21 protein-coding genes are annotated in these 23,987 nt (G+C 65.2%); 20 read left to right on the top strand and 1 reads right to left on the bottom strand.

The features are described 5' to 3' along the window. Positions 1-78 precede the first annotated feature (78 nt). The 20 genes from rlmN (at position 79) to RT688_RS02270 (ending at position 21,645) form a co-directional block, all read left to right on the top strand. Complete coding sequence (gene rlmN / locus RT688_RS02365; protein ID WP_313703242.1) at positions 79-1,248, top strand: 23S rRNA (adenine(2503)-C(2))-methyltransferase RlmN; 1,170 nt, start codon at positions 79-81, stop codon at positions 1,246-1,248. Next, complete coding sequence (gene pilW / locus RT688_RS02360) at positions 1,245-2,054, top strand: type IV pilus biogenesis/stability protein PilW (RefSeq protein ID WP_313703241.1); 810 nt, start codon at positions 1,245-1,247, stop codon at positions 2,052-2,054. Before rlmN ends, pilW begins: the two co-directional genes overlap by 4 nt. A gap of 7 nt (positions 2,055-2,061) precedes the next feature. Then, the gene (locus RT688_RS02355; RefSeq protein WP_313703240.1) at positions 2,062-3,057 is read left to right on the top strand and encodes a RodZ domain-containing protein; all 996 of its coding nucleotides are present in this window, start codon (positions 2,062-2,064) and stop codon (positions 3,055-3,057) included. A 53-nt stretch (positions 3,058-3,110) separates the two neighbouring features. Continuing rightward, positions 3,111-4,373, top strand: a complete 1,263-nt coding sequence (gene ispG, locus RT688_RS02350) for a flavodoxin-dependent (E)-4-hydroxy-3-methylbut-2-enyl-diphosphate synthase (protein ID WP_313703239.1) — start codon at positions 3,111-3,113, stop codon at positions 4,371-4,373. A gap of 157 nt (positions 4,374-4,530) precedes the next feature. Continuing rightward, the gene (gene hisS, locus RT688_RS02345; protein WP_313703238.1) at positions 4,531-5,841 is read left to right on the top strand and encodes a histidine--tRNA ligase; all 1,311 of its coding nucleotides are present in this window, start codon (positions 4,531-4,533) and stop codon (positions 5,839-5,841) included. A gap of 51 nt (positions 5,842-5,892) precedes the next feature. Continuing rightward, positions 5,893-6,549 (top strand): tetratricopeptide repeat protein, encoded by a 657-nt coding sequence (locus RT688_RS02340; protein ID WP_313703237.1) that lies wholly within the window; start codon positions 5,893-5,895, stop codon positions 6,547-6,549. Positions 6,550-6,634: 85 nt separating this feature from the next. Then, complete coding sequence (gene bamB, locus RT688_RS02335; protein ID WP_313703236.1) at positions 6,635-7,789, top strand: outer membrane protein assembly factor BamB; 1,155 nt, start codon at positions 6,635-6,637, stop codon at positions 7,787-7,789. A 9-nt stretch (positions 7,790-7,798) separates the two neighbouring features. Further along, positions 7,799-9,142 carry a ribosome biogenesis GTPase Der gene (gene der, locus RT688_RS02330; protein WP_313703235.1) on the top strand — a complete coding sequence of 448 codons (1,344 nt, stop codon included), beginning with the start codon at positions 7,799-7,801 and terminating at the stop codon, positions 9,140-9,142. A 189-nt stretch (positions 9,143-9,331) separates the two neighbouring features. After that, positions 9,332-9,568, top strand: a complete 237-nt coding sequence (hfq, locus tag RT688_RS02325; protein WP_026354376.1) for an RNA chaperone Hfq — start codon at positions 9,332-9,334, stop codon at positions 9,566-9,568. Positions 9,569-9,597: 29 nt separating this feature from the next. Next, complete coding sequence (gene hflX / locus RT688_RS02320; RefSeq protein WP_313703355.1) at positions 9,598-10,812, top strand: GTPase HflX; 1,215 nt, start codon at positions 9,598-9,600, stop codon at positions 10,810-10,812. Positions 10,813-10,818: 6 nt separating this feature from the next. Then, positions 10,819-12,111 carry an FtsH protease activity modulator HflK gene (hflK, locus tag RT688_RS02315; protein ID WP_313703234.1) on the top strand — a complete coding sequence of 431 codons (1,293 nt, stop codon included), beginning with the start codon at positions 10,819-10,821 and terminating at the stop codon, positions 12,109-12,111. Beyond that, on the top strand, positions 12,111-12,980 hold the full coding sequence (gene hflC, locus RT688_RS02310) for a protease modulator HflC (protein ID WP_313703233.1): 870 nt from the start codon (positions 12,111-12,113) through the stop codon (positions 12,978-12,980). Before hflK ends, hflC begins: the two co-directional genes overlap by 1 nt. 349 nt (positions 12,981-13,329) lie before the next feature. Next, the gene (locus RT688_RS02305) at positions 13,330-14,484 is read left to right on the top strand and encodes an ATP phosphoribosyltransferase regulatory subunit (protein ID WP_313703232.1); all 1,155 of its coding nucleotides are present in this window, start codon (positions 13,330-13,332) and stop codon (positions 14,482-14,484) included. Between the two features lie 3 nt (positions 14,485-14,487). Continuing rightward, positions 14,488-15,804, top strand: coding sequence for an adenylosuccinate synthase (locus tag RT688_RS02300; RefSeq protein WP_313703231.1), 1,317 nt, complete (start codon positions 14,488-14,490; stop codon positions 15,802-15,804). Positions 15,805-15,837: 33 nt separating this feature from the next. Beyond that, positions 15,838-16,377 (top strand): phosphoribosyltransferase, encoded by a 540-nt coding sequence (locus RT688_RS02295; protein WP_312549750.1) that lies wholly within the window; start codon positions 15,838-15,840, stop codon positions 16,375-16,377. 171 nt (positions 16,378-16,548) lie between these two features. After that, the gene (locus RT688_RS02290) at positions 16,549-17,145 is read left to right on the top strand and encodes a MarC family protein (RefSeq protein WP_313703230.1); all 597 of its coding nucleotides are present in this window, start codon (positions 16,549-16,551) and stop codon (positions 17,143-17,145) included. A gap of 1 nt (position 17,146) precedes the next feature. After that, positions 17,147-19,198, top strand: coding sequence for an ATP-binding protein (locus RT688_RS02285; RefSeq protein WP_313703229.1), 2,052 nt, complete (start codon positions 17,147-17,149; stop codon positions 19,196-19,198). 120 nt (positions 19,199-19,318) lie between these two features. Further along, entirely contained in the window at positions 19,319-19,762 is a 444-nt protein-coding gene (locus RT688_RS02280) for an FKBP-type peptidyl-prolyl cis-trans isomerase (RefSeq protein ID WP_313703228.1), read from the top strand. A gap of 194 nt (positions 19,763-19,956) precedes the next feature. Further along, a complete protein-coding gene (locus tag RT688_RS02275; protein ID WP_313703227.1) occupies positions 19,957-21,042 on the top strand; it encodes a trypsin-like serine protease in 1,086 nt (361 codons plus the stop codon). 141 nt (positions 21,043-21,183) lie between these two features. Continuing rightward, positions 21,184-21,645 carry an RES family NAD+ phosphorylase gene (locus RT688_RS02270; RefSeq protein ID WP_313703226.1) on the top strand — a complete coding sequence of 154 codons (462 nt, stop codon included), beginning with the start codon at positions 21,184-21,186 and terminating at the stop codon, positions 21,643-21,645. Positions 21,646-21,826: 181 nt separating this feature from the next. Here the strand turns inward: RT688_RS02270 and uvrB are convergent, their stop codons facing one another. Beyond that, positions 21,827-23,932, bottom strand: a complete 2,106-nt coding sequence (gene uvrB, locus RT688_RS02265; RefSeq protein ID WP_313703225.1) for an excinuclease ABC subunit UvrB — start codon at positions 23,930-23,932, stop codon at positions 21,827-21,829. Positions 23,933-23,987 lie beyond the last annotated feature (55 nt).

The raw sequence follows: 23,987 nt of genomic DNA, 5'->3' as shown, positions 1-23,987 counted from the left end.
TAATTCAAATGAGTAAACCGCTTGACTTCGGCCGATGGTCGCAGGCAAGCGGGCTCTGTAATACATAGGAATATTGCCATGACGACTCTCACCAACCTGCTGGACTTTGATCCCGCGCAACTTGTCGCTTACTGCGCCGAATTGGGTGAGAAACCGTTCCGCGCCAAGCAACTGCAACGCTGGATCCACCAGTTCGGTGCGTCGGACTTCGACGACATGACGGATCTCGCCAAGTCGCTGCGCGAAAAACTGAAAACCCGCGCCGAGATCCGCGCGCCGGGCATCATCAGCGACCATACCTCCAGCGACGGCACCCGCAAGTGGCTGGTCGACGTCGGCAACGGCAACGCCGTGGAAACCGTGTTCATCCCGGAAGAAAACCGCGGCACGCTGTGCATCTCGACCCAGGCCGGCTGCGCCGTCAACTGCCGCTTCTGCTCGACCGGCAAGCAGGGCTTCAACCGCAACCTGACGGTCGCCGAGATCATCGGCCAGCTGTGGATGGCCGAGTTCGAGCTGCGCCGCACGAAGGGCATCGAGCCCGGCCCGAAGGGCGAACGCCAGATCACCAACGTGGTCATGATGGGCATGGGTGAGCCGCTGCTGAACTACGAGCCGACCGTCACCGCGCTCAAGCTCATGCTCGACGATAACGCCTACGGCCTGTCGCGCCGCCGCGTGACCCTGTCGACCTCGGGCGTGGTGCCGAACATCGACAAGCTGTCGCAGGACGTGCCGGTGGCGCTGGCCGTGTCGCTGCACGCGTCGAACGACGCCCTGCGCGACATCCTGGTCCCGTTGAACAAAAAATATCCGCTGCGCGAGCTGATGGCCGCCTGCAAGCGCTACCTCGAGTTCGCGCCGCGCGACTTCATCACCTTCGAATACTGCATGCTCGACGGCTTCAACGACAGCGACGAGCACGCGCGCGAACTGATCGCGCTGGTGAACGACCCGACCGTCGGCGTGAACTGCAAGTTCAACCTGATCCCGTTCAACCCGTTCCCGGAATCGGGCCTGACCCGTTCGAAGAACCCGCGCATCAAGGCCTTCGCCGAAGTGCTCATGAACGCTGGCATCGTGACCACCGTGCGCAAGACGCGCGGCGACGACATCGACGCCGCCTGCGGCCAATTGGCGGGCGAGGTCAAGGACCGCACCCGTGTCGCCGAGCGCATGGAAAAGATGGCCGAGTACCAGAAGAAGTTCGGCGCCGACTTCGGCCGCATCGTGGAGATCCCTTCTTGAACGCGGCGGGTCGGACACTGGCAAACCGTCTTGCGGCCGCGCTTGCGCTGGCCGTGCTGGCCGCCTGCGCCAGCCCCGGCAACGCGCCGGCCGAGCTGAAGACCGTGTCCGACCAGACCGCGGCCGAGAAGCGCGCCGCGATCCGCCTGCAACTGGCGGTCGAGTACTACCAGCAGGGCAAGTACGACATTGCCCTCGACGAAATCAAGAAGGCCATCGCCGCCGACCCCGGCTACGCCGACGCCTACGGCGTGCGCGCGCTGATCTATACCGCGATGGGGCAGCTGCCGCTGGCCGAAGAGAACTACCAGCATGCGCTGCGCCTGGCGCCGCGCAATCCCGAGCTGGCCAACAACTACGGGTCCTTCCTGTGCCAGAGCGTGAATCGCCCAGGCGAGGCATTGCGCCAGTTCGAGTCGGCGCTGAAGAATCCGGCCTACCGGACGCCGGTGAGCGCCCTGGCGAATGCCGGGCTGTGCAGCCTGAAGATCCGCCAATTCGACGCGGCCGAGCGCTATCTGCTCGACGCTTTGCGTTACAACCCCGACCTGCCGGCCACGAGCGCCGGCCTGGCACGGGTGTACTACGAGCGGCGCGACTACCAGCGCGCCGGATTTTTCATACACCGCCTGACGGAGGTGTCGAAGCTCGACACCCTGTCCGCCGACGCCTTGTGGCTGGCCATCCGGGTCCAGCGCAAGCTGGGCGACCGCTCGATGGAGGCCAGCCTGTTGGCGCAGCTGCGGCGGCGCTTCCCCGGCTCGCCCGAATTCGCGGCGTACGAGCGCGGGGCATTCGATGAGTGAGACGACAATGACTTCAGAGCGCGCAGACCAAAGCGCCACGCCCGACAACCACCCCCAGCACGGCCATCCCGGCGCGACCCTGGCGGCCCAGCGCGAAGCGCTGGGCTGGTCGGTCGAGCAGGTGGCCGAGCAGCTCAAGCTGGCGGTGCGCCAGGTGGTGGCGATCGAGGCGGGCGACTATGCCTCGCTGCCCAGTCCCGCGGTGACGCGCGGCTTCGTGCGCGCTTACGCCAAGATCCTCAAGCTCGACGCCGCCCCGCTGGTGGCAATGATCAAGATGGACGAGCCGGCCCCGGTGGAAAGCGGCCCGGCCGTGCGCCGCGAACGCCCGACCTCGTTCTCGCACTCGCGCTTCCCGACCCACGGCAAGCGGTCAAGCCTGCCGCTGCGCTGGATCGCGGCCGCCGTGGTGGTGGCCGCCGCAGCCGGCGCCGCCTGGCATTTCGGCCTGATCGCGCTGCCGGGCGGCGACGCGCCGGAGGGCAACGACGTCATCACCACCGTGCCTGCCGACAGCGTCGGCGCCGGCGCGACGGACGGCGCCACCACCACCCATAATCCGACCGTGCCGCTGATCTCGGTGCCGGCGCCGGGCGGTGCAGCCGCGCCGGCCGCGCCGGCCGGGCAGGGCCCGGCGGTCACGCCGGGCGCCGTCGCGCCCAACGCGGCGCCGAACACCGCGCCAGGCGCCACCCCGGCCGCCAACGCGCCCGTCGCGAATGCGCCGGCCGCGGTCGTCACCGCCACCCCGGCCGCGCCGGCCGGCGCCAACACCCTGGTGCTGAACGTGCGCGAGGATTCGTGGATCGAAGTGCGTCCGCAGGGCGGCAAGGCCCTGATCTCGCGCCTGGTCAAAGCCGGCAGCACCGAGACCTTCGACGTGCCGGGCACGGCGACCCTGGTAGTCGGCAACCCGAAAGGCGTCACGGCCACGCTGCGCGGCGCCGCCGTCGAGCTGCCGCAACTGCCGGGCAAGACGATCTCGCGCGTGACGATCAAGTAACGAACAGACAAGCGATCAAACCAGCCGCACCTGCAAAGAATCGAAAGCCTAGAATGACTTCAACGAACCTGCCCATTCCATTCGGTCCGATGGCGCGCCGCGCCAGCCGCCGCGTGCTGGTCCAGCACGGCGCGCGCAAGGTCTGGATCGGCGGCGACGCCCCGGTCGTCGTGCAGTCGATGACCAACACCGACACCGCCGACGTGATCGGCACCGCGATCCAGATCAAGGAGCTGGCCCGCGCCGGCTCCGAGATGGTGCGCCTGACCGTCAACAACCCGGAAGCCGCGGCGGCCGTGCCGCTCATCCGCGAGCAGCTCGACCGCATGGAAATCGATGTGCCGCTGGTCGGCGACTTCCATTACAACGGCCACCTGCTGCTGCGCGACTTTCCCGAGTGCGCGCAGGCGCTGTCGAAGTACCGCATCAATCCCGGCAACGTGGGGCAGGGCGCCAAGCGCGACTCCCAGTTCGCCCAGATGATCGAAGTGGCGATGAAGTACGACAAGCCGGTGCGCATCGGCGTCAACTGGGGCAGCCTGGACCAGTCGCTGCTGGCGCGCATCATGGACGAGAACGCCGCGCGCGCGAATCCGTACAGCGCCCAGGCCGTGATGTACGAGGCGCTGATCACCTCGGCGATCGAGAACGCGGTCAAGGCCGAGGAGATCGGCCTGGCCAGGGACAAGATCATCCTGTCGTGCAAGGTGTCGGCGGTGCAGGACCTGATCGCGGTCTACCGCGAACTGGCGCGCCGCTGCGACTATCCGCTGCACCTGGGCCTGACCGAGGCCGGCATGGGCAGCAAGGGCATCGTCGCCTCCACCGCGGCCTTGTCGGTGCTGCTGCAGGAAGGCATCGGCGACACCATCCGCGTCTCGCTGACGCCGGAACCGGGCGGCGACCGCACCAAGGAGGTCGTGGTGTCGCAGGAAATCCTGCAGACCATGGGCCTGCGCAAGTTCACCCCGATGGTGATCGCCTGCCCGGGCTGCGGCCGTACCACTTCGACCGTGTTCCAGGAACTGGCGGACAATATCCAGACCTTCCTGCGCGAGCAGATGCCGGAGTGGAAGAAGCTGTATCCGGGCGTGGAAGCGATGAACGTGGCCGTGATGGGCTGCATCGTCAACGGTCCGGGCGAGTCGAAGCACGCCAACATCGGCATCAGCCTGCCCGGCACCGGCGAATCGCCGGCCGCGCCGGTGTTCGTCGATGGGCAGAAGTTCGCCACGCTGCGCGGCGAGCGGATCGTCGAGGAGTTCCAGAGCATTGTTCTGGAATACGTGAAGAAGAATTACAGTAAGGCGGCGTAGGGTGGGTTCTCGAACCCACCGCTCGTACCGTTGCGTACCGTAGCGCGGAACGACGCCCGATTGACCGAATGCCGTACCGGTGGGTTCAAGAACCCACCCTACAGAACCGAAGAACGCAAACATGTCCAAGCCAGAAAAAATCAATGCCATAAAAGGCATGAACGACATCCTCCCGGCCGATGCGCCGCTGTGGGAGCTGTTCGAGAACACCGCCGAAACGATCCTCAAAAGCTACGGCTACCAGAAGATCGTCACCCCCATCGTCGAGGAAACCCGCCTGTTCGCGCGCGCGATCGGCGCCGTGACCGACATCGTCGAGAAGGAAATGTATTCCTTCGAGGATTCGATGAACGGCGACCAGCTGACCCTGCGCCCGGAAGGCACGGCCGGCGTGGTGCGCGCGGTGATCGAGCATAACCTCGTCTACGAAGGCCCGAAGCGCCTGTGGTACAAGGGCCCGATGTTCCGCCACGAGCGTCCGCAGCGCGGCCGTTACCGCCAGTTCTTCCAGTTCGGCGCCGAAGCCGTGGGCTTTGCCGGTCCGGACATCGACGCCGAACTGATCATGCTGTGCCGCCGCCTGTGGGACGACCTGGGCCTTTCGAACGTGCGCCTGGAACTGAACTCGATCGGCAACGCCGAGGAGCGCAACCGCCACCGCGCCGACCTGATCGCCTACTTCGAGCAGCACATGGACGTGCTCGACGCCGAAGCCAAGCGCCGCCTGCACAGCAACCCGCTGCGCATCCTGGACACCAAGAACCCGGCCATGCAGGAGATGGTGAACGGCGCGCCGCAGCTGTTGTCGTATCTGGGCGAGGAATCGCTGGCCCACTTCAACGGCCTCAAGAAGCTGCTCGACCGTAACAACGTCCAGTACACCGTCAACCCGCGCCTGGTGCGCGGCCTCGATTACTACAACCGCACCGTGTTCGAGTGGGTCACCGACGAGCTGGGCTCGCAGGGCACGATCTGCGCCGGCGGCCGCTACGACCCGCTGATCGAGACTTTCGGCGGCAAGAACACGCCGGGCGTCGGTTTCGCGATGGGCATCGAGCGCATCGTCGAGCTGATGAAAGGCCTGGGCGAGCCGGCGCAACCGAGCCAGTGCGACGTCTACATGGTGCACCAGGGCGAGGAAGCCCAGATGCAGGCTTTCATCCTGGCCGAGCGTTTCCGCGATGCCGGCCTGGATGTTGTGCTACATTGCGCAACGCCGAGCGGCGCGGGCAGCTTCAAGAGCCAGATGAAGAAGGCCGACGCCAGCGGCGCCGCGTTCGCGGTCATCCTCGGCGACGACGAGGTCGCCAACAGCGTGGCGGCGGTGAAGTCGCTCCGCGCAGTTGAGGGCCAGTCCGGCGAGCAGCAGCAGGCCAGCGTGCCCTTCGACGCGGTGGTCGACCACGTGGTCGACGCCATCATCGGCGCGCACGACCATGACCACGACCACGTGCATTACCATCCGTAAAAGAAGCAGAAGCACTGAAGTCCCGACCCATCGATAACTATTAGACGAACCATGGCATACGACCTCGAAGAACAAGAACAGATTGCCTCCTTCAAGGCTTTCTGGTCCAAGTACGGCAACCTGATCACCTGGGTGCTGATCATTGCGCTCGGCTCCTTCGCCGCCTATAACTTCTGGAACCAGCACGTGCGCAAGCAGTCGGTGGAAGCGTCGGCGCTGTACGACGAACTGACCGACGCCGTGACCGCGAACGACAACGCCAAGGCCCAGCGCATCGCGTCCGACATCCAGGACAAGTTCAAGCGCACCGCCTATGCCCAGATGAGCGCCCTGGGCGCGGCCAAGACCGCCTTCGAGGCGAACGACCTGAAGACCGCCAAGACCCAGCTGCAGTACGTGATCGACAACGGCGACGACGAATACCAGTCGGTCGCCAAGCTGCGCCTGGCCGGCGTGCTGCTGGACGAGAAGAACTATGACGGCGCCATGAAGCTGCTGGACGGTAAGTTCCTGCCGCAGTTCGCCGCCGAAGTGCAGGACCGCAAGGGCGACGTGCTGGTCGCGCAGAACAAGATTGCCGACGCCCGCAACGCCTACGTGGCCGCGCTGGCCGCCATGGGTCCGAAGCATCCGGGCAGCCAGCTGGTGCGCATCAAGCTCGAAGCGATCGGCGGCAGCGCCCCGGCCGAGACCAAGGCTGCTGCGTAATTTGCTTTCAAAGTAGCCCGCGCACCGCCGCCGAGGCGGGCGCGGGCTTTGCGTCCTCTACAGACTAAGAACAAGGCTAAAGAAAATGCGTATTACCCGTAAGCTGGTTGGTGTCGGTGTCCTGGCCCTGATGACGGGCTGCTCGACCTTGAGTTCGCTCAACCCGTTCTCCTCGAAGGACAAGACCAACGAGCCGGCCAAGCTGGAAGAATTGAAGGCGACCATGGCCGTGCGTACCGCGTGGAAGCTCGATATCGGCAAGGCCCGGGGCTACCAGTTCTCGCCTGCGCTGGCCGGCAACACCCTGGTCGTGGCCAGCGCCGACGGCGAGATCGCCCGCGTCGAAGCGCTCGACGGCCGTCCGATGTGGCGCATCAAGGCCGGTTCGAACCTGACCGCCGGCGTCGGCACCGACGGCAACGTGATCGTCGTCGGCGGCGCCAAGGGCGTCCTGATGGCCTTCGACATGGATGGCAAGGCGCTGTGGAAATCGCAGCTGTCGAGCGAAATCCTGTCCAGCCCGGCCGTGGGCGAAGGCGTCGTCGTGGCGCGCTCGATCGACAACCGCATCGTCGGCTTCGACGCCAAAACCGGCGAGAAGAAGTGGACCGTGCAGCGCCAGTCGCCGCCGCTGACCCTGCGCAGCGCGCCGGGCATGGTGGTGCACGACCGCGACGTGATCGTCGCCCAGCCCGCCGGCAAGCTGACCTCCTTCCTGCTCGCCACCGGCGCGCCGCGCTGGGAAGTCGAAGTGGGCGTGGCGCGCGGCGCCACCGAACTGGAACGCGTCACCGACATCGGCGGCGCGCCCGCGATCTTCGAATCCGACGTCTGCGCCGTGTCCTTCCAGGGACGCGTCGCCTGCTACGAGCTGGCATCGGGCTCGCCGCGCTGGCACCGCGACCTGTCCTCGGAAGTGGGCGTGGCCGTCGACCAGCGCTTCGTTTTCGCCGCCGACGACAAGGGCGCGCTGCACGCGTTCGCCCGCGACACCGGCACCAGCGTCTGGAAGAACGACAAGCTGGCCTTCCGCGGCCTGTCGACCCCGCTGTCCTACGGCCGCGCGGTCGCGGTCGGCGACTACCAGGGTTACATCCACTTCCTGTCGCGCGAAGACGGCGTCTTCCTGGCGCGCGCGTCGCTCGACGGCAGCGCCATCAGCGGCACGCCGCTGGTGGCCGGATCGAACCTGATTTTTCAAACACAAAATGGAACTGTGGCCGCCATCGCGGTCGAATAGAATAAATACATGAAGCCGGTAATTGCACTCGTTGGTCGCCCGAACGTCGGAAAGTCGACCCTATTCAACCGCCTGACCCGTTCGCGCGACGCGCTGGTGGCCGACCTCCCTGGCCTGACGCGCGACCGCCACTACGGCGAAGGGCGCATCGGCGAGCGTCCGTTCCTGGTCATCGATACCGGCGGTTTCGAGCCGGTCGCGAAGGACGGGATCATGCACGAGATGGCGCTGCAGACGAAGCAGGCGGTGGCGGAAGCCGACATCGTCGTCTTCATCGTCGACGGCCGCCAGGGCCTGACCCCGCACGACAAGACCATTACCGACTTCCTGCGCAAGTCCGGCCGCAAGGTCATGCTCGTCATTAACAAGTCCGAGGGCATGAAGTACACCTCGGTCACCGCCGAGTTCTACGAGCTGGGCATGGGCGATCCCTACGTCATCTCGGCCGCCCACGGCGACGGCGTGCACGACCTGGTCAACGAGGCGCTCGACCTGGCTTTTGCCCAGCGTCCGGAAGACGAAGAGGAGCTCGAGCCGGCCGACCGCGGCGTGAAGATCGCCCTGGTCGGCCGTCCGAACGTCGGCAAGTCGACCCTGATCAACACCCTGGTCGGCGAGCAGCGCGTGATCGCCTTCGACATGCCGGGCACCACCCGCGACTCGATCGAGGTCCCGTTCGAGCGCGACGGCAAGCACTACACCCTGATCGACACGGCCGGTATCCGCCGCCGCGGCAAGGTGTTCGAGGCGATCGAGAAGTTTTCGGTCGTCAAGACCCTGCAATCGGTGTCGGAAGCGAACGTGGTCGTGCTGATGCTCGACGCCCAGCAGGACATCTCGGAGCAGGACGCCCACATCGCCGGCTTCATCCTGGAGTCGGGCAGGGCGCTGGTGGTGGCGGTCAACAAGTGGGACGGCCTCACTTCCGACCAGCGCGACCAGGTCAAGATGGACATCGACCGCAAGCTCGACTTCCTCGGCTTCGCCGAACTGAAGTTCATCTCGGCGCTGAAGGGCACCGGCATCAAGCAGCTGATGACCGCGGTCGACGCGGCCTATGCGGCGGCCACGGCCAACCTGTCGACGCCGCGCCTGACGCGCGCGCTGCAGGAAGCGATCGAGAAGCAGGAGCCGAAGCGCAAGGGCAGCACCCGTCCGAAGATGCGCTATGCCCACCAGGGCGGCCAGAATCCGCCGGTCATCGTCATCCACGGCAATGCCCTGGAAGGCGTCACCGAGCCCTATAAACGTTACCTGGAAAAGCACTTCCGCGACACGTTCAGCCTGGTCGGCACGCCCCTGCGGATCGAACTGCGCAGCGGAAAGAACCCGTTTGCCAAGGAACAAAAATAAAGGGGACGGGAATTCGGCTACGTATGGGCCTGTTTAATAAATCCTTAAGTCTAGCAGTACGACAAAAAGCATTAAAACAGGTTACAGTAACCGCAGGCCATCATTCGCAAAGCTGAATCTTGCCCCGTGCACTTGAAAAGGAGGCATTAGCCTCCAATTTTTAAACTACAACAACATTACGGAGCTGTTATGAGCAATAAAGGGCAACTGTTACAAGACCCATTCCTCAATGCCTTGCGCAAAGAGCATGTACCCGTCTCGATCTACCTCGTCAACGGGATCAAACTGCAGGGCCACATCGAGTCCTTCGACCAGTACGTCGTCCTGCTCCGCAATACCGTGACCCAAATGGTGTACAAGCATGCCATTTCCACCGTCGTGCCGGCCCGCGCCGTCAATCTCAACCTCGATTCCGAAGCTGAGTAAGGCCGATGGCTGACGCCCCCGGCACTCCCATGCTGCGCGCCGCGCTGGTCGGCGTCGATTTTGGCGCCGTCGATTTCGGCGCCAGTCTCGAAGAACTGGCCTTGCTGGCGCGCTCCGCCGGCGCGGAGCCGATCACCACGATCACCGCGAAACGCGCCAGCCCCGATCCCGCGTATTTCGTCGGCAGCGGCAAGGCCGACGAAATCGCCCAGGCAGCCACCGTCGACCACGTCGACATCGTCATCTTCAACCACGCGCTCTCGCCCGCGCAGCAGCGTAACCTCGAACGCCGGCTGAACCGCCGCGTCATCGACCGCACCAGCCTGATCCTCGACATCTTCGCCCAGCGCGCCAAGAGCCACGAGGGCAAGCTGCAGGTGGAACTGGCCCAGTTGCAGCACCTGGCCACGCGCCTGATCCGCGGCTGGACCCACCTCGAACGCCAGAAGGGCGGTATCGGCCTGCGCGGCCCCGGCGAAACCCAGCTCGAGACCGACCGCCGCCTGATCGGCGAGCGCGTCAAGGCATTGCGCGCCCGCCTGACCAAGCTGCGCAAGCAGCACGAGACCCAGCGCCGCGCGCGCAACCGCAACGCCACGTTCTCGGTGTCGCTGGTCGGCTACACCAACGCCGGCAAGTCGACCCTGTTCAATACGCTGACCAAGGCCGGCGTCTACGTCGCCAACCAGCTGTTCGCGACCCTGGACACCACCAGCCGCCGGCTCTACCTGAACGACGAGGTCGGCAGCGTGGTGATCTCCGACACCGTCGGGTTCGTCCGCGAGCTGCCGCACCAGCTGGTCGCCGCCTTCCGCGCCACGCTCGAGGAAACCATCCACGCCGACCTGCTGCTGCACGTGGTCGACGGTTCCTCGGACGTGCGCATGGAGCAGATCGAGCAGGTCAACGACGTCCTGCGCGAAATCGGCGCCGACCATATTCCCCAGATCCTTGTATGGAACAAGATTGATGCGGCCGACCTCCAGCCGGGGGTCGAACGTGATGAATATGATAAAATCAGCCGCGTTTTTATCAGCGCCCGCAGCGGCGCCGGCCTCGATCTGCTGCGCGATGCGATCGTCGAGGCAGCCTCGCAGGGAGCCGCGCAGGAAGCCGCATTCGAGGCTACTTCCGCGCCAGGCCTGAGCCCTGAAAACGAAGAGCAGGACGATGCCGCGCCGGATTTCTCCCCGGAGAATGCCGGCGAAAGTATTCCAACCTCCACCCATCTCGGGCCCCACTAAAAGCCTATGTTCGTTTCCTTACTTAAACGGTTCGGCCTCAAATTGTCGCTGAACGATCCACGTTGGGGCCATCGCCCCGACGGTGACCACAAGGCCCAGGAGGGCCGCCGTCCGGGTGAAGGTCCACCCGACCTCGATCAAATGTGGCGCGACTTCAATGCGCGCCTGAACCGCCTGTTCGGCAGCCGCGGCAACAACGGCGGCGACGCTGGCGGCCCCTACCGCGGCGAAGGGCGCGGCGCCGGCATCACCGCCACGGTGATCGGCTTCATCATCGCCCTGATCTGGCTCGCCAGCGGCGCCTTCATCGTCCAGGAGGGCCAGGTCGGCGTCGTCACCACCTTCGGCCGCCTGTCGCATACCACCGGCGCCGGCTTCAACTGGCGCTGGCCGGCCCCGATCCAGGCCCACGAGACCGTGAACGTCTCGCAGGTCCGCACCGCCGAGATCGGCTACCGCGACAACGTGCGCAACAAGCAGCCCAACGAATCGCTGATGCTCACCGACGACGAGAACATCATCGACATCCAGTTCGCCGTCCAGTACACCCTGAAGGATCCGGTGGCCTGGGTCTTCAACAATCGCGAGCAGGACGCCACGGTGCAGCAGGTCGCCGAGACCGCGATCCGCGAAGTGGTCGGCAAGAGCAAGATGGACTTCGTGCTCTACGAGGGCCGCGAAAAGGTCGCCGTCGACGTCCACAACATGATGCAGCAGATCGTCGACCGCTACGCGCTGGGCGTCCTGATCACCAACGTGACGATGCAGAACGTGCAGCCGCCGGAGCAGGTGCAGAACGCCTTCGACGACGCCGTCAAGGCCGGCCAGGACCGCGCCCGCGCCCGCAACGAGGGCGAAGCCTACGCCAACCAGGTGATCCCGCAAGCCCGCGGCGCCGCCTTCCGCCTGCAGCAGGACGCCGAAGCCTACCGCTCGATGGTGGTCGAGAACGCCACCGGTAACGCGGCCCGCTTCAACCAGGTCGTGGTCGAATACGCCAAGGCCCCGGCCGTGACGCGCGACCGCATGTACCTCGACACCATGCAGCAGATCTTCAGCAACACCAGCAAGGTGATGGTCGACGCCAAGTCCGGCTCGAACCTGCTGTACCTGCCGCTCGATAAACTGATTGCCCAGGTTTCCGCGAACAGCGCCGCCGTCGGCAGCGCCCACTCCGGCCCGGTGACGGCACCGCAGCAGGACGCGGCATCGTCGGCGGAAGTAACCAAAGCCCTGGATGCGGTGCGTCAGCGCGACAGCCGCAGCCGCGATACCTCACGTGACCGGGAGACCCGTTGATGAACCGCCTCGTAACTTTCGTCGTGGCGGGCTTTATTGCCCTGATGTTGCTGTCCTCGACCGTCTTCGTGGTCGACCAGCGCCGCTTCGCCATCGTCTTCGCCCTGGGCGAGGTGCGCGAGGTGATCGCCGAGCCGGGCCTGCACTTCAAGCTGCCGCCGCCGTTCCAGAACGTGATCTATCTCGACAAGCGCATCCTGACCCTGGATACGCCGGACGCCGACCGCTTCATCACGTCCGAGAAGAAGAACATCCTGGTCGACGCTTTCGTCAAGTGGCGCATCGTCGAGCCGCGCCTGTACTACGTCAGCTTCAGCGGCGACGAGCGCGCCGCGCGCAACCGCATGTCGCAGATCGTCAAGGCGGCCCTGAACGACGAGATCACCAAGCGCACCGTGCGCGATGTGATCTCCGGCGAACGCGGCCGCGTGATGGATGCCGTGCGCGACAAGGTCGTGGCCGAGGCCAAGCAGATCGGTGTCGGCATCGTCGACGTGCGCCTCAAGCGCGTCGACTACATCGACCAGATCAACGACTCGGTCTACGACCGCATGCGCGCCGAGCGGGTGCGCGTGGCGAACGAACTGCGTTCGACCGGCGCCGCCGAATCCGAAAAGATCCGCGCCGACGCCGACCGCCAGCGCACCGTGATCCTGGCCGAGGCCTTCCGCGAAGCCGAGAAGGTCAAGGGCGAGGGGGACGCCAAGGCTTCCGCGATCTATGCCGAGGCCTTCGGCAAGAATCCGGAGTTCTACAAGTTCTACCGCTCGCTCGAAGCCTACCGCGCCAGCTTCAAGGACCAGGGCGACGTGATGGTGATCGACACGAACTCGGAGTTCTTCAAGTACTTCAAGAATCCGGGTAAATAAATCGGTACAGCCGCTTCCAGCAGAAACGCCGCGTAACCCGCGGCGTTTTTTTTGTTGCGGCCGTCATGGAACGTAGAAGCGCTCGACAAGCCAACGTAACGCATGCGTCACGCGTGGGCACGGCGTGCCCACCCTACGAAAAACAATGATGCCGGCGTTTCCGATTCGCTCCGTGAATGGCATATACAACCGATCTCCAGTCGCCATTTGGCAACTTGCCAAGCCCATCCGGCATCATCGGCCGCCTGTCCCGTTTCATTTTCGGGTAAAATTGCCGATTCGGCGCTGACTTCGCATTGCACGAGCGCGCCACATTGCCTCATCTTTAACAATTCATTCGCTGTTGCCCATGCCGAACTGGCTTTTGCCTGAGAATATCGCCGACGTCTTGCCGTCCGAAGCGCGCAAGATCGAAGATCTGCGCCGCCTGATGCTCGACACCTTCCGTCTGTACGGCTACGAGCTGGTGATGCCGCCGATGCTCGAGTACGTCGAGTCGCTGCTCGCCGGCGCCGGCCAGGACACCGACCTGCGCACCTTCAAGCTGATCGACCAGCTCTCCGGCCGCCTGCTCGGCCTGCGCGCCGACATGACGACCCAGGTCGCGCGCATCGACGCGCACCTGCTGAACCGTAATTCGATTACCCGACTCTGCTATGCCGGCAGCGTCCTGCATACCCGTCCTTCGGGCCTGCACGCGACCCGCGAGCCGATCCAGATCGGCGCCGAGATCTACGGCCACGCCGGCCTCGAAGCCGACGCCGAGATCCAGGAGCTGGCATTGGGCTCGGTCGCGCTGGCCGGCTTTACCGACGTGCGCCTCGACATGTCCCACGTTGGCGTGCTGCGCGCGCTGCTGGCCGAAGACCAGGCCGCGCACCGCGACGAGGCCCGCATCACCGCGCTGCTGCGCGCCAAGGACGTGCCGGGCCTGGAGGAAATCACCCGCGATTACGCGCCGGCGACGCGCGCCGCGCTGCTCGCGCTGCCGAACCTGTACGGCGACGTCGAGGTGCTGGCGAAGGCGAAGGACGTGCTGCCGGCGCTGCCCGGCGTCACCCGCGCGCTGGCCGAACTGGCCGCGCTGGCGGCCGGCGCCATCGGCCGCGCGCAGGTGGCGATCGACCTGGCCGACCTGCGCGGCTACCAGTACGAAAGCGGCGCCATGTTCGCGCTCTACGTGCCCGGCCTGCCGAACGCGGTGGCGCGCGGCGGCCGCTACGACCACGTGGGCGAAGCCTTCGGCCGCGCGCGTCCCGCAACCGGCTTCTCGCTCGACCTGCGCGAGCTGGCGCGCCTGTTGCCGACGGCCGAGCGCAAGCATTCGATCCGCGCCCCCTGGGGCAATGCGCCCGAGCTGCGCGAAAAAATCGCTGACCTGCGCAAGGCAGGCGAAGTCGTGATCCAGTCCATGCCGGGTCACGACAATGTTCAGGACGAGTTCGAGTGCGACCGCGTGCTCGTCCTCGAAGATGGAAATTGGATTCTCAAAAACTTAGGTTAAGTGATGTCAAATACTAACGTGGCAAAGAACGTCGTTGTCATCGGCACCCAGTGGGGCGATGAGGGCAAGGGTAAGATCGTCGACTGGCTGACCGACCACGCAGCCGGCGTCGTTCGCTTCCAGGGTGGCCATAACGCCGGCCATACGCTGGTCATCAAGGGCCAGAAAACCGCGCTGCAGCTGATCCCCTCGGGCATCATGCGCGAAGGCGTGGCCTGCTACATCGGCAACGGCGTCGTCGTCTCCGTCCCGGACGTGATGCGCGAGATCGACAAGCTGCAGGCGGCCGGCGTCGAAGTGGCTTCGCGCCTGAAGATCTCGGAAGCCTGCCCGGTCATCCTGCCGTACCACGTCGCCATCGACAAGGCGCGCGAAGCCAAGCGCGGCGAGAACAAGATCGGCACCACCGGCAAGGGCATCGGCCCGGCCTACGAGGACAAGGTCGCGCGCCGCGCGATCCGCATCGCCGACATGCTCAACGAAGAGCGTTTCGCCGAGAAGCTCAAGGAAAACCTCGAGTACCACAACTTCGTCCTGGTGAACTACCTGGGCGGCGAAGCGATCGACTTCCAGAAGACGTTCGACGACGCGATGGCCCTGGTGCCGCGCCTGCGCCCGATGGTCGGCGACGTTTCGTCCGCCCTGTACGCCGCGCATAAAGCCGGCGGCAGCCTGCTGTTCGAAGGCGCGCAGGGCTCGCTGCTCGACGTCGACCACGGCACCTATCCGTTCGTCACCTCGTCGAACTGCGTGGCCGGCAACGCCGCCGCCGGCGCCGGCGTCGGTCCGGGCATGCTGCACTACATCATGGGCATCACCAAGGCCTACACGACGCGCGTCGGCTCGGGTCCGTTCCCGGCCGAACTGCCGACCGACCAGGGCGTCGGCGAGCACCTGTCGCGCGTGGGCCACGAGTTCGGCACCGTCACCGGCCGCGCCCGCCGCTGCGGCTGGTTCGACGCCGCGCTGCTGCGCCGCTCGGTCCAGATCAACGGCGTCACCGGCATGTGCCTGACCAAGCTCGACGTGCTCGACGGCCTGGAAAGCCTGAAGCTGTGCACCGGCTACAAAATCGACGGCCGCGACGTCGACATCTTCCCGGTCGGCGCCGAGGAAGCCGCGCTGTGCCAGCCGGTCTACGAAGAGATGCCGGGCTGGTCCGAGTCGACGGTCGGCGCCAAGTCGATGGAAGAGCTGCCGGCCAACGCCCGCGCCTACATCAAGCGCATCGAAGAACTGGTCGGCATCCCGATCGACATGGTGTCGACCGGCCCGGACCGCGAAGAAACGATCGTGCTGCGTCACCCGTTCGCTGCCTGAGCAACAACATACAAGAACATAGGAATTACCTGAATGAACACTCCTGCATCCACCGACAAGGACCTCTGGGTTTCGTGGGACGAGTACAACCGCCTGGTCGAGCGCCTGGCCCTGAAGGTTTATGAATCGAACTGGAAGTTCGACATGGTGCTGTGCCTGGCGCGCGGCGGCGTGCGCCCGGGCGACGCGATCTCGCGCATCTTCGACGTGCCGCTGGCGATCCTGTCGACCAGCTCCTACCGCGAAGAAGCCGGCACCAAGCAGGGCAACCTCGACATCGCCAAGTACATGACGATGACCAAGGGTCCGCTGCAAGGCAAGATCCTGCTGGTCGACGACCTGGCCGATTCGGGCGTCACCCTGCAGAAAGTGCGCGAGCACCTGACCGAGAACTACCCGGACGTCACCGAGGTGCGCTCGGCCGTCCTCTGGGTCAAGGGCACCTCGGCCTTCAAGCCGGACTACCACATGGAAGACCTGCCGCACAATCCGTGGATCCACCAGCCGTTCGAGGACTACGACGGCCTGCGTCCGCACCAGCTGTCGGCGTGGCTGAAGAAGTTCGAGCAGTAATCGCAGGGAAGGGCGGCCGCCGGGCCGTCATCCGCCGCGGCAAGAGGCCAGTGCGTTCACGCGCCTGGCCTTTTTTCTTTACGTACGTCATACAGGCAACAGCCCCCGTGCAAATCGGTTAAGATTGCCGCGAATGCCTGAATCGTCGGGAACCCAAGAACAAGAACACCCATGACCCAAAGCTTTTTCCAGACCTTCATCCTCCTGATCCTCGTCACTGACCCATTCGGCAACGTTCCCTTGTTTGCTGCCGCCCTCAAAGAAACACCGCTGCACCGCCGCCCGCGCATCGTCGTGCGCGAATGCGCGATTGCGTTCCTGCTGCTGTTGATCTTCATGTTCTTCGGGCAGCACTTCCTGGCGGCCCTGCACTTGAGTCCGGTTGCGCTGCGCATCGGCGGCGCCGTGATCCTCCTGATCATCGCGATCCGCATGATCTTCCCGCACCCGGACGGCGTGCTCGGGCGCAGCGAAGGCGGCGAACCTTTCATCGTGCCGCTGGCGATCCCGGCGCTGGCCGGCCCGTCGGCGTTGGCCACCGTGCTGCTCTTCAGCGCGGAAAGCGTGTCCGAGACCCTGGTCCACGTGGCCGCGCTGGCGGCCGTCGGCGTGGTCTGGCTGGCGGTGTTCCTCAGTGCCGAGCGCCTGCAGCAAAAGCTCGGCCCGCAGGTGATGACGGCCTTCGAGCGCCTGATGGGCCTGATCCTGACCGCGATGTCGGTCGAGATGCTGCTGGGCGGCATCCGCGAATTTGTCCAGACACTGTGATATGAGCGAACTGCGCCCCGGGACAACGGCCCCGCCCGACCAGGATGGCGCGCCCGACGCGGGTGCGCTGATGTTCCTTAGCGGCGGCGGCAAGGTCGGCGCGATGATGCGCGCCCACGACTGGTCGCAGTCGCCGCTCGGCCATCCGTCGGGCTGGCCGCAGGCGCTGCGCACGGTCGTGGCGCTGATGCTGAACTCGAAGTTCCCGATGTTCGTGGCCTGGGGCGAAAAGCTCGGGTTCCTGTACAACGATCCCTACGCCGAGATCCTGGGCGAGAAGCACCCGGCCTCGCTCGGTGCGCCGTTCAAGGCGATCTGGGGCGAGATCTGGGACGACATCTGGCCCATCGTCGAGCGCGCGCTGCAGGGCGAGGGCACCTATTGGGAAAAGCTGCCGCTGCTGATGAACCGCCATGGCTTCGACGAGCAGACCTGGTTCACCTTCTCGTATTCGCCCGTGCGCGACGACAATGGCGTGGTGGACGGCATGTACTGCGCCTGCGTCGAGGTCACCGGCCAGGTGCTGGCCGAGCGCTACCGGCAGCAGGAGAACGAGCGCCTGATGACGCTGTTCGAGCAGGCGCCCGGCATCATCGCCGTGCTGCGCGGGCCTCAACATGTGTTTGAGATTGCAAACAAAAGTTATAAAGAGGTGGTCGGGCGCGGCAACGTGGTCGGCAAGACCGCGCGCGAAGTCCTGCCCGAGGTCGAAGGGCAGGGCTTCTTCGAGCTGCTCGACGAGGTCTACAGGACCGGCAAGCCTTTCGTCGGCCATGCCCTGCCGCTGAAGCTGGCGCGCGAACCGGGCGCGCCGCTCGAACAGCGCTATCTCGACTTCATCTACCAGCCGATCCGCGATCCCTCGGGCCAGGTGGTCGGCATTTTCGTGGAAGGCAGCGACGTCACGCTGCGCAAGCAGATCGAGGACGAGCTGCGCGCGGCGAACCGCCAGAAGGACCAGTTCCTGGCCATGCTGGCGCACGAGCTGCGCAACCCGCTGGCGCCGATCACGACCGCCGCCCACCTGCTGAAACTCGGCCAGCTCGACGCCAAGGCCGTGCGCAACGCCAGCGAGATCATCGCGCGCCAGGCCGAGCACATGACCGACCTCGTCAACGACCTGCTGGACGTCTCGCGCGTCACGCGCGGCCTGGTCACGCTCGAGAAGGAAGAGCTGGACGTGAACGCGGTGGTGGCCGGCGCGGTCGAGCAGGTGCGCCCGCTGATCGAGTCCAAGCGCCACGCGCTGACCATGGAGCTGTCGGGCGAGCCGGTGCACGTGCTGGGCGACCGTACGCGCCTGGTGCAGGTGCTGTCGAACATCCTGAACAACGCCGCCAAGTACACGCCGCCGGGCGGCCGGATCGCGTTGAGCGTCGCGGCCCATGGCGACCGCGTGACGGTGACGGTGGCCGACAACGGCATCGGCATCGAGCCTGACGTGCTGCCGTACATTTTCGAGCTGTTCACCCAGGCCGAGCGCACCCCGGACCGCTCGCAGGGTGGCCTGGGCATCGGTCTTGCGCTGGTGAAGAGCCTGGTCACCCTGCACGGCGGCACGGTCGACGCCCGCGCCGCGCCCGGGCGCGGCAGCGAGTTCGAGATCTGCCTGCCGCGCCTGGACGCGCTGTCCGGCGAGGCCGCCGCGCAGGATGCGGAGGCGGCCGAGGCCGGGCAGCAGCCGCTGCGGGTGCTGGTGGTCGACGACAACCAGGACGCCGCGCAGATGCTGGCGACGGTGCTGGAAGTGCAGGGCCATGCGGTTGCGGTCGAATACGATGGCCATGGCGCCTTGCAGCGCGCGCGCCGCGAGCGGCCCGAGGTCATGCTGCTCGACATCGGCCTGCCCGATACCGACGGCTACGCGCTGGCGCGCCAGTTGCGCGCGCTTCCCGAGCTGGACGGCACGGTGCTGGTGGCGCTGACCGGCTACGGCCAGCCGGAAGACCGCCGCCAGGCCCAGGAAGCCGGCTTCGATCATCACCTCGTCAAGCCCGCCGACCTTGGCCAGGTGTCGGAAATTCTTGCATCGGTCCAGCAGGCCAGACGCTGAGCTTGTGCGAAAGCGCCGAGTAGGGAATACTGCCCGCACAGCGAACTGATGCCAAATGGCAATCAGCTTCGACTGCGATCGGCCGTACAACGTGCTTCATTCCTTACGAAGGCAACCACCATGAAATTCACCGTATCCACCATCGGCCTGGCCCTGGCCTTTGCAGTCGGCGGCGCCTCGGCGGCGCCGGCCGCCACCGCCCCGGCCGCCACCGCCGCGCCCGTCAAGCAGCTGCAGACGATCGATACCGTCGTCGGCAAGGGCAAGCAGGCCGCCGCCGGCAACACCGTCACCGTCAAGTACACCGGCTGGCTGTACGCGCCGCAGGCGCCGAAGGGCCGCGGCCCCCAGTTCGACACCTCGGTCGGCGGCGCGCCGTTCACCTTCCCGCTCGGCATGGGCGCGGTCATCAAGGGCTGGGACCAGGGCGTCGCCGGCATGAAGGTGGGCGGCAAGCGCACCCTGATCATTCCCGCGGAACTGGGCTACGGCTCGCGCGGCGTGGGTCCGATTCCGCCGAACGCCAACCTGATCTTCGACGTCGAGCTGGTCGACGTGAAATAAGGTCAGGCAAGATATGTAGACGACACCCAATGTTGGGTGTCGGAAATTCTTACAATGAAAGCATCTTTTCCGAGCGTTAAGTAGCTAACATATTGAAACCATGCATTATTTTCCTTCTGGCACAGTTTCTGCTAATCAGGGTGTACACGGTGTGGGACGTCCGTGAAAGATTAGTCAACTAAAAGGAAAACAAAATGCTGAATCTGTCGTTGAAGAAAATCGCAGGTAGTGTTGTCGCCGCTGGCGTCGTATTTGGCATGGGTTCGGCCCACGCAGGCTCGATCGCCTCGGCACCGGGCTCGGTCGTCACCCCGGCCATCACGTCCGGCGCGCTGCCGGATACCCCGGGCGCACACGTCGATCCGAACACCCCGGCATCGAAGTTCTCGGGCGTGGTCAGCATCAACGTCCGCTACGACGGCCAGTCCTTCATCTGCTCCGGCGCCCTGGTGGGCAAGCGCCAGGTGGTCTCGGCCGGTCACTGCGTCGACACCAACGGCAACGGTTCCTACGTCGACCTGAAGAAGCCAGGCAGCGACGTGCGCGTGGTCTTCAACAGCAACGGCACCTACAACGCCATCATCAACGCCAGCAGCTTCGCCGTGCACAAGGATTACCAGGGCTTCAACAACTGCTCGGACGGCACCAAGGGTTGCGTGAACGACGACGTCGCCGTCATCACCCTGTCCGAAGATGCACCGGCCAGCGCCAAGATCTACAAGGTCGCCGTGAATCCGATCAACGTCGGCACCCACATCACCATGGCCGGCTACGGCACCTCGGGCGATGGCGTCAACGGCTACTACGTTTCCCCTGCGTTCAACGTCAAGCGCACCGGCGAAAACTACGTCGACCTGATCGACCTCGACGACGAGCAAGGCTACGAAGCCGGCAACCAGGAAGTCTTCTACGCCGACTTCGACGGCGGCGGCCGCGACACCTTCTGCGACTTCTTCGGCGTCTGCACCCCGGTGCTGCCGAACGACCGCGAATCGGGCATCGGCGGCGGCGACTCGGGCGGCCCATCCTTCGTCGAAATGTACGGCGAACTGATGCTGGTTGCGAACAACACCTTCAGCGGCCGCTTCACCTCGCTGGGCTACAAGGAAGGCACCTTCGGCACCTACTTCGGCGGCATGATCATGGGCGGCTACAAGGACTTCCTGTACACCGCGACCGGCGGCAACGTCACCCTGGTTCCGGAACCGACCAGCATCGCCCTGCTGGGCCTGGGCGCCCTGATGCTGGGTGGCGCAGCACGCCGCCGCAAGCAGAAGTAATCCTGTCCGGCCTGGTCCGGATATCAAACAAAAGCGGCCTGCGGGCCGCTTTTGTTTTTGGGGCACCTCTTCAAGCCGTGCGCGGCGGCGCCGGGCCCTCGTTGTATGCTGAACCCATCACTTGGCCAAGCGACACTACCCATGAGAACCTGGAGAATCGCAATCGAAAAAGCCGCCCTCGACCGCAGTTGCGCCGGCGCGCGCGCGAGCGGCGGCCACTGGCACAGCGAGGGCGTGCCCGCCCTGTACGCGGCGATGACGGTGGAGCTCGCCGTGCTGGAAAAGTTCGTCCACACCGAGGAGGTCGACGAGGAGCCGCTGGTGCTGGTCGCGATCGAGCTGCCGGACGATCCCGGGCTCGGCCTGGACGTGAAGACCGAGGAGCTGCCCGAGGGCTGGGATGCGCTCGACGACGGCGGCAGCGCCACCGCCTTCGGCACGGCTTTGCTCAAGAAACGCGAACACCTCTACATGCGCGTGCCGTCGGTGATCGTGGGGGAGGGCGTGAATCTCGTGATCAATCCGGCGCATCATGCGTATGACCAGGTGAAGCTGAGCATAGCGCGCAGCTTCAGTTTTGATCCCAGGATGTTCAAGCGGTAGGGGCAGGTTTCAGGCCGCGTGTCAGGCGGCGATGAGACGTCGTGGGTTCAAGAACCCACCCTACGAAACCCGATGCTGGCGTAGGGTGGGTTCTTGAACCCACGCAATCTGACGCGTTGAAAATCGGCGAAACGGTCAGCACCAAAAAACGGCGCCATCGGCGCCGTCCTGCTCTGTCGATCTACTTGCCCAGCATCGACACCACATTGTCCGCCCCCGGCGCCCCGAAGGCCTGCTGCTTGAGCACATGCAGCTGGTCGCGCACCTGGGCCGCCTTTTCGAACTCGAGGTTCTTGGCGTGGTCGACCATGAGCTTTTCGAGGCGCTTGATTTCCTTCGAAATCTGCTTCTCGCTCATGCCCTCGACCTTCGCCGCCGCTTCCGCCTCGGCCAGTCCGGTCGCGCCCTCGGCCATGGCCTTCTGCGCGGCATTGCTGTAGACGCCGTCGATCATCTCCTTGATCTTCTTCTGCACGCCCTTCGGGGTGATGCCGTTGGCTTCGTTGAAGGCGATCTGCTTGGCGCGGCGGCGTTCGGTTTCGTCGATCGCGCGGCGCATCGAGTCGGTGATGTGGTCGGCGTACAGGATCGCCACGCCGTTCAGGTTGCGCGCGGCGCGGCCGATGGTCTGGATCAGCGAACGCTCGGAACGGAGAAAACCTTCCTTGTCGGCGTCCAGGATCGCCACCAGCGAGACCTCCGGCAAGTCCAGGCCCTCGCGCAGCAGGTTAATGCCGATCAGGACGTCGAAGGTGCCCAGGCGCAGGTCGCGCAGGATCTCGACGCGCTCCACCGTTTCGATGTCGCTGTGCAGGTAGCGCACCTTGATGCCGTGGTCCGACAGGTATTCGGTGAGCTGCTCGGCCATGCGCTTGGTCAGCGTGGTCACCAGCACCCGCTCGTCTTTCTTGATGCGGTCGTTGATCTCGCTCATCAGGTCGTCGACCTGCGACAGGGCAGGGCGTACGATGACCTGCGGGTCGACCAGGCCGGTCGGACGCACCACCTGCTCGACCACGTTGTCGGCATGCGAATTCTCATAGTCGGCCGGCGTTGCGGAGACGAAGATGGTCTGGCGCATCTTGCCCTCGAACTCCTCGAACTTCAGCGGCCGGTTGTCCAGCGCCGAGGGCAGGCGGAAGCCGTAGTCGACCAGGTTGGTCTTGCGCGAGCGGTCGCCGTTGTACATGGCGGACAGCTGGCCGACCAGCACGTGCGACTCGTCCATGAACATCAACGCGTCCTTCGGCAGGTAGTCGACCAGGGTCGGCGGCGGTTCGCCCGGCATCGCGCCCGACAGGTGGCGCGAGTAGTTCTCGATGCCCTTGGTGAAGCCGATCTCGGCCATCATCTCGAGGTCGAAGCGGGTGCGCTGCTCCAGCCGCTGTTCCTCGATCAGCTTGTTCTCCTTGCGGAAATACTCGAGGCGGTCGCGCAGCTCGGCCTTGATCGACTCGACCGCGCGCAGGACGGTCGAGCGCGGTGTCACGTAGTGCGAGCCCGGATACACCGTGAAGCGCGGGATCTTCTGGCGCACGCGGCCCGTCAGCGGGTCGAACAGCTGGAGCGACTCGATCTCGTCGTCGAACATCTCGACGCGGATCGCCAGCTCGGCGTGCTCGGCCGGGAAGATGTCGATGGTGTCGCCGCGCACGCGGAAGGTGCCGCGGCCGAAGTCCATCTCGTTGCGCGAGTACTGCATCTGGATCAGGCGCGCGATGATGTCGCGCTGGGCCACCTTGTCCTTGTGGCGCAGCGTCAGGATCATCTTGTGGTATTCGTTCGGATTACCGATACCGTAGATGGCCGACACGGTGGCGACGATGACGACGTCGCGCCGCTCCATCAGCGACTTGGTGCACGACAGGCGCATCTGCTCGATGTGCTCGTTGATCGACGAGTCCTTCTCGATGAACAGGTCGCGCTGCGGCACGTAGGCTTCCGGCTGGTAATAGTCGTAGTAGGAGACGAAGTACTCGACCGCGTTCTGCGGGAAGAACTCGCGGAACTCCGCGTACAGCTGGGCCGCCAGGGTCTTGTTCGGCGCGAACACGATCGCGGGCCGGCCGGCCTTGGCGATGACGTTGGCCATCGTATAGGTCTTGCCGGAACCGGTCACCCCGAGCAGGGTCTGGTACATCAGGCCGTCCTCGATGCCCTCGACCAGGCCGTCGATCGCGGTCGGCTGGTCGCCTGCCGGCGGGAAGGGCTGGTGCAGCTTGAAAGGCGAGTTGGGATAGGTGATCACCGTCGGTTCCGGACCGGTTGCGAGAGATACATCAGCCATGCTGTCAGACCTTTGCTAAAATGGGGTTCCGCCTGCGGCACTGCAACATGATTTT

Source organism: Massilia sp. (assembly GCF_032106685.1).
GTDB lineage: Bacteria > Pseudomonadota > Gammaproteobacteria > Burkholderiales > Burkholderiaceae_D > Telluria.
Note: the sequence above shows the minus strand (reverse complement) of the source record. Positions and strands in the feature narration are given on the sequence as shown.

Coding starts and splice junctions, on each gene's coding strand:
- rlmN (WP_313703242.1), top strand. CDS start 79: ATGACGACTCTCACCAACCTGCTGGACTTTGATCCCGCGCAACTTGTC.
- RT688_RS02355 (WP_313703240.1), top strand. CDS start 2,062: ATGACTTCAGAGCGCGCAGACCAAAGCGCCACGCCCGACAACCACCCC.
- ispG (WP_313703239.1), top strand. CDS start 3,111: ATGACTTCAACGAACCTGCCCATTCCATTCGGTCCGATGGCGCGCCGC.
- hisS (WP_313703238.1), top strand. CDS start 4,531: ATGAACGACATCCTCCCGGCCGATGCGCCGCTGTGGGAGCTGTTCGAG.
- RT688_RS02340 (WP_313703237.1), top strand. CDS start 5,893: ATGGCATACGACCTCGAAGAACAAGAACAGATTGCCTCCTTCAAGGCT.
- bamB (WP_313703236.1), top strand. CDS start 6,635: ATGCGTATTACCCGTAAGCTGGTTGGTGTCGGTGTCCTGGCCCTGATG.
- der (WP_313703235.1), top strand. CDS start 7,799: ATGAAGCCGGTAATTGCACTCGTTGGTCGCCCGAACGTCGGAAAGTCG.
- hfq (WP_026354376.1), top strand. CDS start 9,332: ATGAGCAATAAAGGGCAACTGTTACAAGACCCATTCCTCAATGCCTTG.
- hflX (WP_313703355.1), top strand. CDS start 9,598: ATGCTGCGCGCCGCGCTGGTCGGCGTCGATTTTGGCGCCGTCGATTTC.
- hflK (WP_313703234.1), top strand. CDS start 10,819: ATGTTCGTTTCCTTACTTAAACGGTTCGGCCTCAAATTGTCGCTGAAC.
- hflC (WP_313703233.1), top strand. CDS start 12,111: ATGAACCGCCTCGTAACTTTCGTCGTGGCGGGCTTTATTGCCCTGATG.
- RT688_RS02305 (WP_313703232.1), top strand. CDS start 13,330: ATGCCGAACTGGCTTTTGCCTGAGAATATCGCCGACGTCTTGCCGTCC.
- RT688_RS02300 (WP_313703231.1), top strand. CDS start 14,488: ATGTCAAATACTAACGTGGCAAAGAACGTCGTTGTCATCGGCACCCAG.
- RT688_RS02295 (WP_312549750.1), top strand. CDS start 15,838: ATGAACACTCCTGCATCCACCGACAAGGACCTCTGGGTTTCGTGGGAC.
- RT688_RS02290 (WP_313703230.1), top strand. CDS start 16,549: ATGACCCAAAGCTTTTTCCAGACCTTCATCCTCCTGATCCTCGTCACT.
- RT688_RS02285 (WP_313703229.1), top strand. CDS start 17,147: ATGAGCGAACTGCGCCCCGGGACAACGGCCCCGCCCGACCAGGATGGC.
- RT688_RS02280 (WP_313703228.1), top strand. CDS start 19,319: ATGAAATTCACCGTATCCACCATCGGCCTGGCCCTGGCCTTTGCAGTC.
- RT688_RS02275 (WP_313703227.1), top strand. CDS start 19,957: ATGCTGAATCTGTCGTTGAAGAAAATCGCAGGTAGTGTTGTCGCCGCT.
- RT688_RS02270 (WP_313703226.1), top strand. CDS start 21,184: ATGAGAACCTGGAGAATCGCAATCGAAAAAGCCGCCCTCGACCGCAGT.
- uvrB (WP_313703225.1), bottom strand. CDS start 23,932: ATGGCTGATGTATCTCTCGCAACCGGTCCGGAACCGACGGTGATCACC.